We start from the raw sequence: 18,611 nt of genomic DNA, 5'->3' as shown, positions 1-18,611 counted from the left end.
AAATTTCATCCCACGATTAAAAACCGTGGGCTTTCATTTTCGTGAATGTTGTAAATGCTCAACGTCATGGTAAAAATGCTCCTTCCTTACTACCCGAACTTGAAGTGTCGGACGACCAAGTAATAAATGCTGCCTAATTATAATGGCTCATATCCGTTGATTCACTTTTCTTGAATCGGCTGGAGTTTAAGCGGATTTATCCTCGCAACTCCTTCAATATTGGAATGCGTTGTCATTCAACCTACTTGAACCCCGTGGTCGATTACCTCTTATACATCCGACTCCTCAGTAAATAGGAAGAAAGCGTCTACGCACAACTTTCACGTCGCCCATCTGAGCTCAATGCCTTTGAACAACAGAATTATTCTCCGGGAAAACTCGAATAAAGTTCATCTTTGCACAATTAATCCCACAACAACACGGATGGTAATACTTGTGGGTATGCTAACCGTAATAACTGGTAGCCAATCCCTGCCGTACCTTGGAAAAAACCAGGATTGAATAAAGAGTTTGGCAAGTTACCAAATAGTTGATATGTGCCTATTTTATCTGCTTTTGCTACTACCCAAGCAGCCTTTTTCTGAGCAACTTCTAGTAATTGAGAACTATATAGCCCTGCTACTAATAAGACTTCTATACGACCAAAGTTACCACAGCAGAGATGATCTACACCTTGCAAGCCGTACTTCTGAGTCGTCCGCAATCCTATTTCCACGTCTTGACGTATTTCATCTGTTTGGTATATTGACAAAATACCTAACCGTGATAAAACAATACCAGGAGCGCCATGACACCAAGTAACCATAAACCCAGATTGGCGGCGTAAGTCGGGCCAATTAAGTGCCGACTTTGAGAAAAGGCTGTCTTCGTAAGCAATTCCCTCTTCACCTGCTTTTAAATAATTTAGATCTTTGGTAACAGCATAAAGCCGCAACAAAGCATAAGCAATCCCTGCTGCTCCATGAGAGAAACCTGTTAATGGTTTTTGAGCTATGGTTATCCATGCTCTGGGTTTTTCTGGTTCGCTAAGACGATGGGAAAGCAAATGCTTACCGCACAGAATCGCTTTATCCAAAACAACTGAATCACCTGTTTTCTGATAAAGTGTCAATAAACCTAAGATTGCTCCTGCTGCTCCCCCTATTAGGTCTAACTGTTGGTCGGCAGCAATTAACTCTGGTGTAATTAATTTAGCAGCTAGCTGGGCATCCTTTAGCAGTGCTGTATTTGATAAAAATTGGCTAATTTTAACCAATGAATAAATAATGGAAGCAATTCCCGTGCCAGCACCGATACCTATTCTCTGAGCAAATTTTTGCTTTAATAATTCATTTGGTGTGTGTAATAATGTCCGTAAAGACTGTAGTGCATCCAAAGCCAAGTTGCTCCAATGGTTTTTACCTGTGATATGGGCAACTGCTGCTAGAAATAAAGCTACACCACAAGTACCATCGTAGAGACTATAACCCAAAGGCTCGAATTGGAAGCGTTCGGCATTCTGAGCATAGCTAAAGCCAATCCAATTAACATCACCAGAATTAGCACGTAGACTTCTTGCTTGGATTTCCCGAGCAATAGCGTCAACTTTTTGGAGCAGTTGAGCAGAATTCAAAGGGGGAGTTTGTGAAAAATCGGCAGTCAAGAAAGATGTTGAGTTGGGGGCTGATGATTCTTTAGATACATTTGTTTGTGCAACTCTAGTATAGAAAGAACCTCGAATAATCCCTAGTTGCATAGTTAAATCTGCTTCGTTTAGGTTTTGCAACCGAGTCAGAAATTTATTGTAGCTGGGTTCTTTAAAATATTTTTTAATCGGCTCTTTTAACCCAACCGTTAGGGCATCAGAGCTACAAGATGTACCAAAGTAGGGGATATCTAGCTGTTCCATTGCCTGGAGCTCCGAACGCAAAATCGACCAAGCCTTTGGTTTATACTTAGATGTGAGAAAAGTTTGACTCAAAATATCTAATTCGATACTACGCTCAACTGCATTACCTAGGAATTGTGGTGCTAACGTTTTCTCTAAGAGGACTTGATAAACTTTGGTAGCGCGAAAAATAAACCGCACCTGGTGTGCTTTTAGTGCATTCAAAAATTCATCCTCTTTCAGCAATGCTTGTCCGTATGTACTCAAAAATTGATACATTTGCCTAAAGCCTGCGACTATTTCTTCTAGGTAGTCGTTGGGTGAGAGCGCAACCTCACGTAACATTGGCACATTTGCCTGTAATTCTAACTTAACTTTCTCATATGCCAAGTGCATTTCGTCCGTGTTTACAGCTTTCGGGCGCAGCAATCGCCAAGGTGCTTGCTGGGGGTTAACGCTGCCTAAAGCACTTATGTCATAAGCAATTCGCCCGTCGGGGCTAAAATCCCAACGGGGTAAAAGTCCAGTCCGTAGCACTGAATTTTGAAACTGTCGTTCGATGTCAGTCATTTCTTCTATAGATTGCACCGAACCTTCTATGGGCTGGGCTTGAGGATGCAATAGAGTTTCCGTATCAATTAGAATCGGGTGTTCTCCACAAGCGATTAAATTCTCGTAGTGACAATCATTTGTTCCCAGAATATACAGCAAGCACAACATCATACCAGCACGCTGGTAAAACCGCTTTGCTGCTTGTTCATCCTCACAGGGTCGTTGTTCCACATAATCAAGAACCCAACCATAAGTATGGCAATCTAACAGTTTGATAACTTTAAAAGGTAAAAGTTTACTGTGTTGATTACACCAATCCAACAACTGGTTATAAACAGCATCTAAACCTAAATTTTTGGGTTTGTAGACTAGCTTTTGCCCAGATGTAAAAGTGAGAATTAAGACAGAACGACCGCGATTATGGTAGTCGGAAAGAGAGCCAGAAATAAATGTTACCTTTCCTAAAGAATTTTCTATCAAATTTAAAATCCGCTCAATTTTTGTTTTGTCAGCTTGCAAGCGTTGCAGAAATTCTACCGTTGCTTCTACCCAGAAATCAATTGTGGTTGCGATTAGTCTGCCCAAAACGGGATACTTTTGAAAAAATGCCAGTAACCCATCTTGTAGAAGTTTCTTAACAAAATTAATATAATATTCATTACTCGGATTATCTGATTGTATCTGTGCCGATAAATTTAATTTTTCGAGGATTAAGTTGAGTTGATTATAATTGTGGGGACGAAAATTACTAAATTCAAATTGTAGGGTTTTAGCACTGAGATTTACCAACCTTTGTAGTAAACCACGTTCTAGTTGTAGGTAAGCTTTTTCTGAAAGTAGTTTTAAAGTTAAACCAGAAGGTGATAATGACTCCAAACAAGTTTGTAATTTCTGTCTTCCGACCAAAACAGCACTTAGCAATAAATCTGAAAATGGTAATGGCTTTTCTGGATCTATTGGGAATTTACTACTGCTTGAATCTATTTCATCTAAATTAAATTGACTCGCAATTTGAATAATAAGAGTTAAAGTTTCTGCCCAGGTTGGTAATGGTTTGGATTCTGTTAGAGGAATAGTTGATAGTACTGAACTAACTGTATTAATATCTAAACTATCCCATTGTAAGCGCTTGTGAAATTTCTCCCAATCACCTTGTGCAACAACTTCACACCAATGTTCTAATAGCTCTTGATTCGTTTGCTTTTGGTGAATTAAATCCGACTGTTTATTAAGACGCTCTGATAATGAAGTTGCTTGAGCAACAATTTGTACTATATCTTTATTTGTCATATAATTTTCGGGTTTGAAATTCCCGATTGACATTGTTTGAGCTTATATTGAATTATTTTTTTGACAAGATTTCAATCGTTGAGCCAGCACTTTGACGTGCGGTTCGGCAAGCATTGTTACATGGTCTCCGGGAACCCGATGAATTTCTATCGGTTGAGTAGTCAATTCACCCCAGCAATAGTCAGGTTCGCGAAAGTTTTGAGCAAACACACCGGAAGCATCGGAAGCTAGCACTTCGGAGGTACGCAGAAGAGTTATTTTGCCTGGATAACAATGGGGTACGTAATTTATCAAGGCTTGGTAACTGGCTTTTTGAACTTCAATAATGCAACGAATCATATCATGTCCAGCATCGGGAGGAATAAGATTAACTCGTCTCAATTTTTCTAAAAAGTAGTTAAGTTGCGCTTCTGGTTCTAAACAAATAAGTTCTGTATACTCAACTGAAAGTTTTTTACCAAAAAAACGTTCTAGTACCTGGGAGCGCTTCACCAACCATCTAGCATCATCTATGGTTTCGGTCACTTTCCCAGCATAGGGAGCTGGTGTATCCATTATCGCTAGCAAGCCTATCTCTTGTCCCAAACTATGAAGTTGTTGAGCCATTTCAAAAGCTACAAGTCCACCAAAGGAGTGTCCTCCCAAAAAGTATGGACCCGATGCTTGAACGGTTTGCAGGGCTTCGATATAAAATTTTGCTAACTCGGGAATTTGAGTATAAGGCTTTATTTGTCCCTCCACTCCAGGAGCTTGCAAAGCATAAAGTGGTTGCTCTGGACTCAGATAACGTCCTAAAGCAATATATCCCAAAACATTTCCACCAATTGGATGAACACAAAATAAAGGTGGCTTTGAACCTGGAGTTTGAACTGCTACGAGGGGAGACCAAGCTTCTACGGGTGTTTTGGAACGGAGAATAATTGCCAGTTGTTCGATTGTTCCATTTTTGAAGAGAGTTGACAGAGGTAGTTCCCGCCCAAATTGTTGCTGAATTAAAGCCATTAACCGCACCGCAAGTAAGGAGTGACCGCCAAGCTCAAAGAAATTGTCGGTGACACCAATAGGATGAATTTTAAGAACTTCCTCCCAAACCCTTACTAGTTCTAATTCTAAGCTGTCGCGGGGTATAATTTTGGTTTCTGCTTTCAAGCTTTGCTCCGGAGCGGGGAGAGCAGAGCGGTCTACCTTACCATTGGGTGTCAGGGGTAGTTTTTCTAAGACAATTAAGGTGTAAGGCACCATATAATCTGGGAGGTGCTCCTTAAGATAGTCTTTTAGTTGTTGCCGATTAATTGTGATGCCCCCTTCAGGGATAATATAACCGACTAAACCCTTGCCAGAGCCGCCTTCGTGGGCTGTGACGACGCAAGTAAGTACATCTGGATGCTGGCGCAATACCGTCTCAACTTCCCCTAACTCGATGCGGAAACCACGAATTTTTACTTGATGGTCAATGCGACCGAGAAACTCAATATTACCATCATTGCGATACCGAGCTAAGTCTCCAGTTTTATACAGACGATTAAATTTTGAATTATTAAACGGATTTTTAATAAATTTCTCTGCGGTTAAGTTAGGACGATTGAGATAACCACGAGCAACTCCAATACCACCAATATATAATTCTCCTGGCAGTCCGATGGGCACGGGTTGCAGTGTTCGATCTAAAATATAAACTTGGGTGTTGGCAATCGGATGACCAATAGGCGGCTGCAAATCCTCTTTACTGCATTCAGCAATGGTGGCGCAGACGGTTGCTTCAGTTGGTCCATAAGCATTGAAAAAGCGACGGGAGCAAGCCCAACGCGCTACTAAATCGGCAGAACAAGCTTCGCCAGCTACGATGATTGTCTGCAAATCTGGCAGTTCTGAGGACCGTAGTACTGCTAGCACCGATGGTGGTAAAGTAACGGTTGTAATCTGGCGATCGCGCAACAATCGTAGTAACTTTGTACCAGGTAGTAGGTCATCAGTGGTTGCTAAACACAGGGTTGCCCCTGCTACTAAAGTCATGAAAATTTCACTGATAGAAGCATCGAAGCTGAGGGAAGCAAATTGGAGGACGCGGCTATGATGTCGGACATCAAAAACCTGCATCTGGGCTGTAGCAAGGTTGCATAGTCCTCGGTGTTCTAAAAGCACCCCTTTAGGTTTGCCTGTGGAGCCGGATGTATAAATAATGTAAGCTATATTATCGGGGGTTACAATTTGGCGGGGGTTAGCATCGTCGTGTTGGACAATGTTTTCCCATTCTCTATCCAGATATACTAGAGTCGTTTTTTCTTCTGGTTCAATCCCCAATGATTCCTGAGTAAGCAACAATGAAAGTTGGGCATCTTCGATCATGAAAGCCAAACGTTCTTGAGGATAAGTTGGATCAAGTGGTACATAAACACCACCTGCTTTGAAGATAGCTAAGATGCTGATAATTGTTAAGGGCGAACGCTCTATATAAACTCCCACCCGTATTTCTGGTTTTATACCCAGCGATTGCAAGTAATTAGCTAGCTGTGAGGCTTGGATATTTAATTCCTGGTAAGTAATTGTAGAGTCATTAAAACTTAGGGCAATTGCATTGGGGGAGCGTTCAACTTGAGCCTCAAATAGCTGATGAACACAAAAATCAGCAGGGTACTGTGTTTGAGTATTATTCCACTGTAGATACTGCTGAATCTCGGCTGTAGTCAATAAAGGCAACTGATGCAATCGCTGTTGTGGATTGGCAACAATTCCTTCTAACAAGGTTTGAAAATGAGCCTGCATCCGAGTAATTGTAGCAGCATCATACAGTTCGCTTTTATACTCTATGCATCCTGTTAATCCTGCTTCCGTTTCTTTAAAACTAATGGTTAAATCTAATTTGGATGTACCGCTATCTACTTCAAGAGAATTTAAAGTCAAGTTAGAAAGCTGAGCTTCTATTTTGGGAGCATTATAAAAAGCGAAACCGATTTGGAATAGTGGAGAGTGATTTAAGTCCCGTTGTGGCTGTAATTCTTCCACCAGCTTTTCAAAGGGCAAGTCTTGGTGGGCATAAGCTTCAAGAGTCACCTCCCGCACTCGTTCCAACAGCGTCAAAAAGTTCGGGTTTCCGGAAAGATCAGTTCGTAGTACCACGGTATTGACAAAACAGCCAATTAGTGGTTCTAATTCTGATTGATTGCGACCTGCTGTAGCGGTGCCTACCAGCAAATCTTCCTGACCCGTGTAGCGGTAAAGTAAGGTTTTGAATGCCGCCAGCAGCATCATGAACAAAGTCACCCCTTGTTGTTGACTCAGTTCCTTTAGTGCTTGGGTTAAAGTTTTGCTTAATATTAGTTCTTGTCTGGCTCCTCGGTAACTTGGCTGCGGTAGTTTACGGTAGGAGGGCAGTTGTAACAAGGGCAAGTTGCCACAAAGCTTTTTTTTCCAATAAGCTAGCTGATTTGTTAGCACCCGATTTTGTAACCATTGTCGCTGCCAAACCGCAAAGTCGGCATATTGGATGGGTAGTTCGGGAAGTTTATGGGCTATACCACAAGAGTTTGCCTCATAAAGTTTCCCTAATTCCCCAATCAATACACCCATAGACCAAGCATCAAAGATAATGTGATGAACGGTTAAAATTAGCACGTAATGCCTTGCATCTAATTCCAGCAGAGTCGTCCGCAGCAAAGGTGCTGTAGATAAATCGAAAGGTTGCTGAGCTTCGACTGTTGCTAGTCGCGTCACCTCGGCAGAAAGATGCTTTTTTGGCAGATGTGTGATATTAACCTGTTTGAGCCTTAAAGTGAAGTCGGGAACAATTACTTGCATTGGTTCCCCATTAAATACTTTAAAGGTAGTTCTACAGATTTCGTGACGGCGAACAATTTGATTGAAGCTCTCTTCCAATGCTGCGACGTTGAGCAATCCCTGAATTTCCAACGCTCCGCAAATGTTATATACCGAACTATCAGGGTTCAATCGATCGATAAACCACAATCGTTGTTGAGCGTATGAGAGAGGAAGTTTAGCATTCCGTGAGGTGGGTAGCAATGATTGGGGTGTACTAAGAGCTTTAGTTTGACACAAAAACTCAACAATTTCCGCTTTACGTTCTCGTAATTGTGCCTTGATTGTAGGTGTGAGCGTTCCTTGGGGAGCGCTATAACGGAGACGAGCTTCTTGAGGTGGAGTTCCATTAACCTCATCTACCCACAACTTGACATTGAGCCGACGCAGTTCAGACAAAAACCCGACGGTGCTCATAATTCTCCCTCCTCTAATGTGCCTTGAAGTTGATGCTGCTTTCCCTGAGGCTGTTCTTTTGCCCAACGCAGAGTTTCAAGACTTTCTACAAGAGATGCTAATATTGGTGACTCGAACAGGATTCGCAGGGGCATTTCCACACCGAAGGCTTTGCCGACGCGGGATACAAGCTGAGTGGCGTTGAGGGAGTGTCCACCTAATTCAAAAAAATTATCGTTTAAGCCAACTCGATCGATATTGAGGACTTGCATCCAAATTTGTGCTAACTGTACCTCAACGGGTGTTTTAGGTGGGACAAAAGTCCGGTTTTGCTGTCGGTTAGGTGCGGGGAGGGAGCGTCTATCAATTTTTCCACTGATGGTTCTCGGTAAAGCATCCATGACCACAAATACGGAAGGAATCATTGATTCTGGTAGGAATTCTAATAAAAAATCTTTCAACTCTCCTGGGGGAAGTTTTTCAAAGAGAACAACATAAGCACACAGATATTTATTACCATTAGAATCATCTCTATCTACGATAGCTATATCCTTAACCGATCGATGCGATCGCAAATGATTTTCAATTTCCCCTAATTCTATTCTTATCCCTCTAATTTTGACCTGCCTATCTTTGCGACCTAAACATTCAAAATTCCCATCTTCTAAAATTCGACCTAAATCACCAGTTTTATAGATAATATCATTCTTGTTATTACTAAAAGGATTGGCAATAAAAACTTTACTAGTTAACTCAGGTTGCTGATAATATCCCAAGGTTCGATAAGGAGTGCGAATATAAATTTCACCTACCATTCCGGAAGGACAAACTTTTCCTTGAGAGTCCACTACTATTGCAGCAGCCCCATCCATTGGTTTGCCAATGGGGATAGATTGCCGTTTTGTATCTTCTGGTTTAACGAAATAAAAGAACTTCGTCATTGTCGTTTCCGAAGCGCCATAAAGATTAACTAACTGAATTCTGTCACCATATACATCCATCCATCGGCTGATATCGTTTTGTTGCAATGGTTCTCCTGACAAAAGAATATATTGTAAAGCACAAAATTGATTCTTATCTAAATCCTGGTTCAAGATAGAACGAAATAAAGAAGGTACGCAATGAATTAGATTAATTTGTTGATTATCCAGGAAAGAGATTAACTTTCTCGCATCAAGGATAGTATCAATTTCTTCTGGTATGCAAACGACACCACCAGAACATAAAGGAACAAAAATATCTCTTAAAAAAGCATCAAAAGCAGGAGTTATTAATTGACTAACTCTGATAGATTCTTTAATATTAAATGTTTTAATTTCCCAGTTAATAAAATGGCTAATACTTTTCAAACGACCTGCAATTCCTTTGGGCTTTCCCGTTGAACCGGAGGTAAAATATAAATAGCACATATCGTCCGGTTCTAATTGGACAAATGGCTTTTCTACTTTAGAATATTCTGCATAGTCATTCAGATGGTAATCAAAGGAATTAAAGTTTTCAAAAGTTTGAGTTTCTGACAAGCAAATGACTGGCGACTGTGAAAACTCAACTGTTCTCCCATGACTAATTTTCTTGAATCCTACTGCATCAACGACAAACCATTTTGGCGAAACTTCAGCAACGATAGTATTAATTCGATGTTCGGGTAAATTGGGAACAAGCGGAACAAAAACACAACCTGCTTTTAAAATACCAAGGATAGCAATAATAAATTTAATAGTATCTTCAGCCAAAATAGCTACAATCGAACCTTTAGTAGCTCCATGCTCAATCAGAAAATTTGCCAGTTTATTTGATTGCGCTTCAATTTCGCTGTAGGTTAATTTTTGTTCGCCGCAATTAACAGCCGTATTATTACCAAACTTTTCAGCAGTTTGGCTAAACCAATCTTGGATTAATGGTGGATGATTCATCTGCTTTCTAATAATGTTTGCCTATTTATTGAGATAAATTTATGGTGAAAATATTTGAGATAGAAACTTGAAACCAGCAATAGTATTTGGTAAATCGGTGTACTCTTGAAGAATAGACATACTCCATAATTCATCAGCAATTATCGTTAACGGATCTAAAAATATATTTTCGTTTTGTTCGCTTTTAACTAGTTTTAAATATTTATTTAGTAAATGAATTTCTGTACAACCTGCAATCATATATTGAACATTATATTTAGCCTGTAAAGTATTTAATATAGGAATACATTTTTGATATTCACCGTTAGCTTTTAAATAATAAATCATTTGATGAATAATATTTTGGTCTTTTTCATCGGGTAATATAATGTAATATCGAGCAAATTGCCAAAGAATATGATTTTGAAAGATTTCTAGCTTGTGCGCTCCTGTTGAGCAAATTAATAGATGCTTTTTCTGTCTTTCTAAAATTTTTTTTAAGATGATATCTACTAGAGAAATAATTTTATCCCTTAGCTCATAGGGCAGTTGGGGAAGTAAATAGTGAGATGTTATACAACAAATAATAATCTTGGAAACATCTAATTCACATAACTTATATAAAGCTGATATCAAATTAGGAAGTAAAATTTCATAGTCACTCCTGAGCAAAGCCTCTGTTCGATCGGGGAAAGTTGGGTCAGAATAAACTATAATTTTAGGAGATTGTTGTTCGCGTTGACCTAAAATATTATTTTCATATATAGTTTTCAAAAATTCGGCCGATGCTAAGGGTCCCATACCACCTAAAATACCTAATATTTCCCTTTTTTGACTATTTGCCATTTTGCTCTTTTTATGCTTTTAATTCAAACTATTTTAATCATTTTAGTTGAGTTCAGGCATTTTGAATTCTTCTAAGAAGATGCCGAAAGTAAGGGGTACGATCAACAAGTCCATATCAAAAGGAAGATTTAATCGAAAGTCATCTTGTAAATAGCGTTTTTTGAGGTTTTCTATGGTGCTTGGATTGAAATAGCCTTGCTTCTTAATCAAATCGCTTGATAATATATCATTAATATATTCAATATCTTGTTTTAATAAATATGGACTACCTGGTGCATGGAAAGCAAATTTTTCTCTATCAATTATTTGTGCAGGAAGGAAATCTCTTGCTGCCTGTTTAAGAATATATTTCTCTTGAAATTTATTTAATTTTAAGAATGGTGGTATTTCTCTAGTAAATTCAACCAAATTAATATCTAAAAATGGATATCGCGCTTCTACAGAATTAGCTAAAGCCATGCGATCGCCATGGTCGGCAACCAAGTGGTCTGATAATCTTAATTTAAAATCAAGATAAGACCTTTGATGAATAAAATGTCTATCTTGGAGCTTTTCCTGGTTAATTAACTCAAAATTAAGACAGTCAAATTCACTAAATCTTTCATTAAGTTCTGGAGAATACAAAGCTAATTTGGTTTCTTGATAAGCGTATAAATCTCTTTCATAAAAAATATTTTTATCTCCCCATACTTTCTGCCTCAATTCATCTTCTAATATAGTTTCTAAACTATAATCATTTTGGTTTTGTCCGATGTTGGTATTTCGTAATTCTTCAAACCTATAGCCAACATAACCTGCAAACAACTCATCTGCTCCTTCACCTGTTAAAACAGCTTTAATCTGTTTACTATTGGCACAGTTTGAAAGCGCTAATGAAGCTGTATTATAAGTTTCTTTCAGGGGACATTCAGAATGATAAATAGCTTTAACCAAACTACTACTAATTTGATGCCATCCAAAACAAATTTCGTGATGAATAAAATTAAGTTTTTCGAGCAGAATTTCGCGATATTTTGACTCACATATATCTTTATCTGTGAAACCAATCGAGAAAGAATGTATATCGCTTTCAAGATGAATTTTATTAACTATTGCAGCAATTAATGAAGAATCTAAACCACCACTCACATAAACTCCAACAGGAACATCAGCATTCAAGCGATACTTTACGGATTGAATGATAAGCTGTTGTAATTTTTCGATATAATAGCTCTCTGGTTGACCATAGTTAGTTTCACCAATTTTCGGATAATCTAAATCCCAATATTCTGTAATTCTTACCTGAGAATCTTGAATAAGAATATAATGACCACTTTTTAAACTATTGATATTTTTAAACATAGTTCTCGGACTGACTAATCCGGGAAATGTTAATATTTGATCTAAACCAACTAAATCTACTTCACGCTTAACTAAAGGATGGGCTAAAATCGCCTTGATTTCCGAACCAAAAATCAAAAATTTGTCCACAATCGTGTAGAAAAGTGGACAAATACCCATTTGATCTCTAGCTAAAAATAATTGTTGCTTTTGAGAATCATAAAGTACAAAAGCAAATTGACCGTTGAGTTTATTTAAAAAATCTAACCCATATTCTTCATACAGATGAATCAAAACTTCAACATCTGTATTTGTGCGAAATTTATGACCTTGTTGAATTAACTGCTTTTTTAATTCGCGATAATTATATATTTCTCCATTACATACTAATACAATCGTTTTATCTTCGTTATATAGTGGTTGATTACCACCATCTAAATCAATTAAACTTAACCTGCGAAAACCCAGCCCTAAATTATCTTCAATAAAATACCCAGATGAATCCGGACCTCTATAAATTAAGGTATTAGCCATATCCTCGAGGATATTTTTTTCCGCTTCTCGCTGTCTTGAAATATCAAAGTATCCACAAATACCGCACATAATCTCTTCCTTAAATTCTTTTACTCCAAATCAGCATTGAAACTGTTAACTAGCAGTTGACTTTCTACTGCGGTAGTTTCAGTAGTTAGGGAAATATGCGATAGAGGATACCCTGGATTCATGGGAATATTTTCTAACACAGATTGAAGCTGCTTTAATATCCGTCTAATAGTATCAGGATCAAATTTATTGGGAAAATAGTCAATGCGTATTAACAATTCTGAACCCGGTTCTACCGTCACGCTGAGGGGATAGTTTGTTTCAAAAAAGAAACGGACATTGAGCATTTTCAAACTTCCGCTTTGCTCTCGTAAGGAAACATCAACTGGGTAATTTTCAAAGGTGACAAAGCTGTTGAATAATGGTGTTCCTTGTGGTATCTCACTCCACTCTTGAATCTGTACCAATGAACTGTGCTGATATTCAAGCATCTGGGCTTGTTGTTGTTGTAACTGTTGAAGCCAAGATACGAGGGGAACATAGGGAGAAACTTGCACCCGCATCGGTAGTGTATTAATTAATAACCCCACCATTGTCTCAACTCCTGGTAGTTGTGCAGGACGACCGGAGACAGTTATCCCAAATATTACATCTTCTTCACCACTGTATCTGCTTAACAACAAAGCCCAAGCCCCCTGGATTAAGGTATTGAGCGTTAGATGATGCTGCCTTGCAAATGACTTGAGTACTGAGGTCGCATCTGCCCCAAGGTAGATTTCCTCCTGGGCATATCCCCGTACACGATTGGACAAATTACTTACCGATTCTACATCCAACTTAGTTGCTCTGTGAAGTCCACTTAACATCTGAGTCCAGAAAGTTTCAGCTTTACGCCAATCTTGCTGCTGTAACCAAGCGATGTAGTTTTTGTAAGGAGGACTTGATTCAAGGTATAATTCCTCATTGTTACTCAATGCTTCGTAAAAGCTAAAGACCTCTTTCAAGATAATCGAATTGCACCAACCATCTAATATTAAATGGTGATGACTCCAGATCAGTTGATGAATATCTGTAGCAGTTTGAATTAATGACAACCGCATTGGAGGTGTATCGCTAAGGGAAAAACCCTGCTGTAAATCTGCTTGGAGATAAGCTTGCAATTGTTGCTCTTGTTTGGTAAAAGACATCTGACACCAGTTTTGCATATCCCAAGATATTTCTACCCCTTCTAAAACAACTTGGAGCGGTTGTGTTAATTCTTCCCAAATAAAGATGGTTCGCAAGCTGGGGTATCGATTTACTACCTTTTGCCATGCTTCCACAAAAGCCGGAATGTTCAATTTTCCTTGCAAGGTAAAAATCTTTTGCTGGAAGTACATTCTTGACTTTGGTGAGTACAAGCTATGAAAGAGCAAGCCTTGTTGTAGAGGTGAGAGGGAATAAATATCTTCGATATTGTCAATCCCAAATTTGCTACTGAGTCTCGCTAACTGTTTTTGGTTCAACTCAGCTAGCTCAAAATCATCAGGTGATAAGTCCCTCGAACAAGTTAGACAGTGACAGATGATTTGTTGAAGTATACCGATAAAATTCTCTGCCAAATTTTTAATTGTCGAGCATCTATATATATTCTGGTTATAAGTCCAGTTTAATTGGAGTTTGCCGTCGAGAACTATACCATCAATGGCAATTAAATGGGTTCGCTTTCCTTGAGGGTTGCGCTCGGAGTTTGTAGACTCTTTCACCAAACGAAATGGTGTTGATTCTGTTAGCACTCTATCCAATTGTCCCAAGTAATTAAAGCTAACTTCAGGCTGAGGAAAAGCTTTCAATTGCTTAGTAATTTCTGGGTTCTCATTTAGATAGCGCAGCAAACCATAGCCGATACCACGGTTAGGAATACGCCGCAGTTGCTCTTTAACTGATTTTACAGCCAAGCCAATCCCATGAGACTCTGCTTCCTCAGATAACTCCAATATAACGGGGAAATGAGTAGTAAACCAGCCAATGGTGCGCGACACATCCACATTATCAAAAAGTAGTTCCCGTCCGTGTCCTTCTAAATCAACAAGTAACGTGTTTTCTCCAGTCCACTGCTTAAAGGTTAATGCTAAAGCTGTTAACAACAAATCGTTGATCTGAGTTTTATACACTGCTGGAACTTTTTGCAATAAAGCCTGCGTATCTTCCACACTAAGCGATACGGAAACGGTACGGGCACAAGCAACGGTGTTTGGCTGCTCAAAATCATCTTTAGGCAATCGAGAGACTTCGCGGAAACTACTTTGTAGCCAATAATCCAACTCTTCTTGAAGTGCATTCGATTGAGCATAGATACTCAAACCTTCCGCCCAATATTTAAAAGAAGTCGTTTTAACTCCTAATTCGATGGCTCTACCCAAACTAAGCTGTTGGTAAGCTTTCTGAAAATCTTCTAACCAGATACGCCAAGATATACCATCCACTACCAAATGATGAATTATAATTGCCAAACGCCCTGGTTGATTATCACCAAGATTAAACAAAACAACCCGCACTATTGTAGTTGACAAATTCAACGTTTTCTGCTGCTTAGCAATCTCTGTCTCAATAGCTTTGGTTTGTTGGACTAACGGCAAGTTTGACAAATCTATCTCAGATAGGGGGACTGTTTTATAGTTAGTATATATTTGCCGCCAAGAATCACCCACTCGCTCAAACCGTAAACGTAATGTATCGTGATGTTGGTTCAATTCTTCTAAGACTTGGTGCAACCACTTGATGTTTACATTAGGTGGAGTTTCCAGCAAAATCGACATATTCCAATGATGCGGTTCTGGTAAATTCTGCTCGAAGAACCAACGCTGAATGGGTGTCAGAGGTACTTCACCAGTTACCAACCCCTGCTCTATTTGTAATAGAGGAGTCTTAGTTGCTGCTGAAATCAATTCAGTGATAGTTTGATGGTGAAATAGCTGCATGGGGTTTAGAGAAAGTCCTGCTTCCTTCGCTCTAGCCACAATTTGAATGCTCAGAATTGAATCTCCACCCAACTCAAAGAAGTTGTCTTCTATTCCCACTTCTTCCACACCCAAAACTTCCGCCCAAATCGACGCTAATAGTTGTTCTTCTGGGGTACGAGGTGGGATAAAGGAAGCTTTTAATTCCGGATGCGTCCAATCTGGTGCTGGTAGTGCGTTACGGTCTAGTTTACCATTAACCATTAGGGGCAAAGCGTCCAACGTCACGAAGGCTGATGGTACCATGTAGTCGGGCAGTTTTTCCAACAAAAAGCTGCGGAGTCGATCCGGTAATCCTTGCCCTGGATGTAGGACAACATACGCTACCAGACGCTTTTCACCCCGCTCGTCATCTATGGCGATCGCCACGGTTTCTCGTACTGCTGGGTGTTGTTGCAGTACTGTCTCAATCTCTCCCAACTCGACGCGAAAGCCACGAATCTTGACTTGATGGTCAATCCGACCTAGAAACTCAATGTTACCATCGCTGAGGAAACAAGCTAAATCTCCTGTTTTATAAAGACGGTTTTGTGCTTGTTTATTCTCAAACGGATTGGGAATAAATTTTTCTTTGGTTAGTTCTGGTAGATTAAAATATCCTCGTGCTAAATTTGCACCACTGATGTACAATTCACCAGGAATACCGATAGGAACGGGTTGCAGATGTTTGTTTAAAATCAGGATTTGGGTATTGGTAAGAGGTCTTCCCAAGGGAACCGTAGCTGAATAATAATCCCTTCTCAAGTTTTCCACTTGATAAGTAAGTACTCCAACCGTAGCTTCTGTAGGACCGTAGTGATTTATAATTGTACAATCGGAGGCTAACCGTTGCAATTTCTCAACTAAATCCCAACTCAAAGCTTCCCCACCCAAAACTAATCGATGTTGGGGTAGAATTTTAGCCGGATTTTGGCAAGAGTTTAGTAAAGCATTAAGGTGGCTCGGAACAATCTTAAGACAGTCAATACCGCCATGATTTTGACAGTAAGCAGCAAACTCATCTGCGTCAGATGTTCGTTGCTCAGAAATTACGTGCAGACAACCACCCGTACACAAAGCCGGGAAAATTACTGTATTCCCTAAATCTGCTGCAAAGGTAGAAACTAAAGCAAAACTAGCACCATTGGGCAGATTTATTTGATCTAAAATACCATAAAGGTAATTAAACAACTGTCGATGCTCTACAGCAACTCCTTTAGGTTTTCCTGTTGAACCGGAGGTGTAGAGTAGATAAACTAAATTAGCTGGGGTAACTCGACTAACCAAGTTTTCACAGCTTCCTTGAGCAATCGCATCCCAATCAGTGTCTAGGAAAACTACAGATGCTTTGTGTTCAGGAAGATTTAAAGCTGACGACTGCTTAGTCAATATCAATGTTGTCTGGGTATCCTTTAAAATCAAATCCAGACGCTCTTTATTCAGCCGAGGTTCGAGTGGAACATAAGCACCACCTGCTTTTAGCACAGCCAGCAGAGCGATGATTACTTCCACAGAGCGCTCCATACAAATTCCCACCAGCACTTCCGGTGCTACTCCCAAACCTTGCAAATACCGTGCTAATTGATTCGCACTTTGGTTAAGTTGGGCATAAGTTAACTGCTGGTTCTCAAATACAACAGCAATATTATCTGGTGTGATATCTGCTTGTTTTTCAAACAGTTTATGTAGACATTCAAGTTTGTCGTGATTAGTATTAGTTTTTGTATGATTGCACCAGAACAACAATTTTTGTCGCTCTGGTTCCCTAAGAATTTCTAACTGACTAATTGTACAAAACGGATTTTCAATTGCATTTTTTAAAAATGTTTGAAATTGTTCCGCCCAACTTTTTAAATTTTCTTCTGAGAATAAATTTGAATTGTAGTAAAAATCAGCTATAATTTCGTTATCTTTTTTTAATAAACAAGAAAGATTTAATTTAAATCTATCAATACATATAAACTGTTTATATACAGAAAAAACTAAATGTTCTGTAAAATATTTATCCGATAAAGTAAAATTATAACTTACTGGGAAATAAGATACATTTGTATCATATCCAGCTATTTCATCCCAATTAAAATAATTTTGCCATTTATATTGCTGATTTGTAGATCGATCAACTTGTTTTAAAACTTCGGAAAACTGCAAGTTTTCGGATAAATTAGCATGAATCGGTAAATACTTAGCGAATAATCCTAATGATTTCTCTAATTCTTCATATGGTCTACCATCATATGCTACACCAATAATTAAATTTGATTCTCCTGTCAACCGCCATAATAATATATGCCAGATAGTTTGTAAGAATACAGATATAGAAGTATTATACTCTTGTGCAAGGAATTTCAGCTTCTTTCCTATGTTAGAATTAATGGTAATTGTAATCGACTTCGGTTGAAATTCTTGTGATAATGATGACTGATTTTCTCCAGGTATTTTAAAACTTAAAATATTAGTTAAAATATTAGAAATATTTTGCTTTCGCCAATAATTTCTTCCTAATATGGTATCTTCTGCTGTCAATAATTCATGTTGCCATTCAGCGTAATCAACGTATTGTATCGGTTCTTTATAAAGCTGTTCTGACAACCCTGCATAATCACAACTAATTTCATGGACTAAGTTGTTGAGAGTAACTCTATCTGCACACAGAGACGGTAAACCTAAAAGCAATATATGCTTGTTTGACGACAGAATAATTAAGGATACGTATAAAATTGGAACTTTTTCAAAATCGAAATGCAGCTGATTCGTATTATTAAATATTTCTTCGATTTCAATTGTCTGCCCGGATGGATCTAAATCACTTAAATCATATTCGTAAATCGGAGGTAGGCTGCCATCACTTATGACTTGAAGAGGAATAATCTCTCCTGGTAAACTTCTGAATGTGGTATGTAGAATTTCATGTCGATTAAGCACGTTTTGTAAGGTAGATTTGAGAACCTCGATATTGAGAATTCCTTCAATGAGAACAGCAGTGCAGCAACGGTAAGGTAAATTTTTCTCACCTTGCTGTAATAACCACAAATGTTTTTGCTCGTTTGAAAGTCGAAACACCTAAATTATTTCCTTTTTTTATCTACATCTTGCAAAAACTTTCATCCTATT

General features: G+C 38.7%; 6 protein-coding genes. All 6 read right to left on the bottom strand.

Annotated features, from left to right (window positions below; all coding sequences use genetic code 11):
- Positions 1-403 precede the first annotated feature (403 nt).
- From ACM03V_RS15170 to ACM03V_RS15145, 6 genes are read right to left on the bottom strand one after another with little or no spacing between them, the layout of a single operon-like run.
- Positions 404-3,709: a type 2 lanthipeptide synthetase LanM family protein gene (locus ACM03V_RS15170; protein ID WP_414621621.1), complete on the bottom strand. Its 3,306-nt coding sequence runs from the start codon at positions 3,707-3,709 to the stop codon at positions 404-406.
- A 42-nt stretch (positions 3,710-3,751) separates the two neighbouring features.
- A complete protein-coding gene (locus ACM03V_RS15165; protein WP_414621620.1) occupies positions 3,752-7,939 on the bottom strand; it encodes an amino acid adenylation domain-containing protein in 4,188 nt (1,395 codons plus the stop codon).
- Positions 7,936-9,831, bottom strand: coding sequence for a non-ribosomal peptide synthetase (locus ACM03V_RS15160; protein WP_414621619.1), 1,896 nt, complete (start codon positions 9,829-9,831; stop codon positions 7,936-7,938). The genes ACM03V_RS15165 and ACM03V_RS15160 overlap by 4 nt, the downstream gene beginning before the upstream one ends.
- A gap of 39 nt (positions 9,832-9,870) precedes the next feature.
- Positions 9,871-10,656 carry an aspartate/glutamate racemase family protein gene (locus tag ACM03V_RS15155; protein ID WP_414621618.1) on the bottom strand — a complete coding sequence of 262 codons (786 nt, stop codon included), beginning with the start codon at positions 10,654-10,656 and terminating at the stop codon, positions 9,871-9,873.
- A 42-nt stretch (positions 10,657-10,698) separates the two neighbouring features.
- The gene (gene asnB / locus ACM03V_RS15150) at positions 10,699-12,579 is read right to left on the bottom strand and encodes an asparagine synthase (glutamine-hydrolyzing) (protein ID WP_414621617.1); all 1,881 of its coding nucleotides are present in this window, start codon (positions 12,577-12,579) and stop codon (positions 10,699-10,701) included.
- A 20-nt stretch (positions 12,580-12,599) separates the two neighbouring features.
- Positions 12,600-18,560 carry an amino acid adenylation domain-containing protein gene (locus tag ACM03V_RS15145; protein ID WP_414621616.1) on the bottom strand — a complete coding sequence of 1,987 codons (5,961 nt, stop codon included), beginning with the start codon at positions 18,558-18,560 and terminating at the stop codon, positions 12,600-12,602.
- Positions 18,561-18,611 lie beyond the last annotated feature (51 nt).

It is taken from the genome of Calothrix sp. CCY 0018 (assembly GCF_963920925.1).
Lineage (GTDB): Bacteria > Cyanobacteriota > Cyanobacteriia > Cyanobacteriales > Nostocaceae > Rivularia.
Note: the sequence above shows the minus strand (reverse complement) of the source record. Positions and strands in the feature narration are given on the sequence as shown.

Excerpts from the sequence above, each read along its gene's own strand:
- ACM03V_RS15170 (WP_414621621.1), bottom strand. The coding sequence starts at position 3,709 with ATGACAAATAAAGATATAGTACAAATTGTTGCTCAAGCAACTTCATTA.
- ACM03V_RS15165 (WP_414621620.1), bottom strand. The coding sequence starts at position 7,939 with ATGAGCACCGTCGGGTTTTTGTCTGAACTGCGTCGGCTCAATGTCAAG.
- ACM03V_RS15160 (WP_414621619.1), bottom strand. The coding sequence starts at position 9,831 with ATGAATCATCCACCATTAATCCAAGATTGGTTTAGCCAAACTGCTGAA.
- ACM03V_RS15155 (WP_414621618.1), bottom strand. The coding sequence starts at position 10,656 with ATGGCAAATAGTCAAAAAAGGGAAATATTAGGTATTTTAGGTGGTATG.
- asnB (WP_414621617.1), bottom strand. The coding sequence starts at position 12,579 with ATGTGCGGTATTTGTGGATACTTTGATATTTCAAGACAGCGAGAAGCG.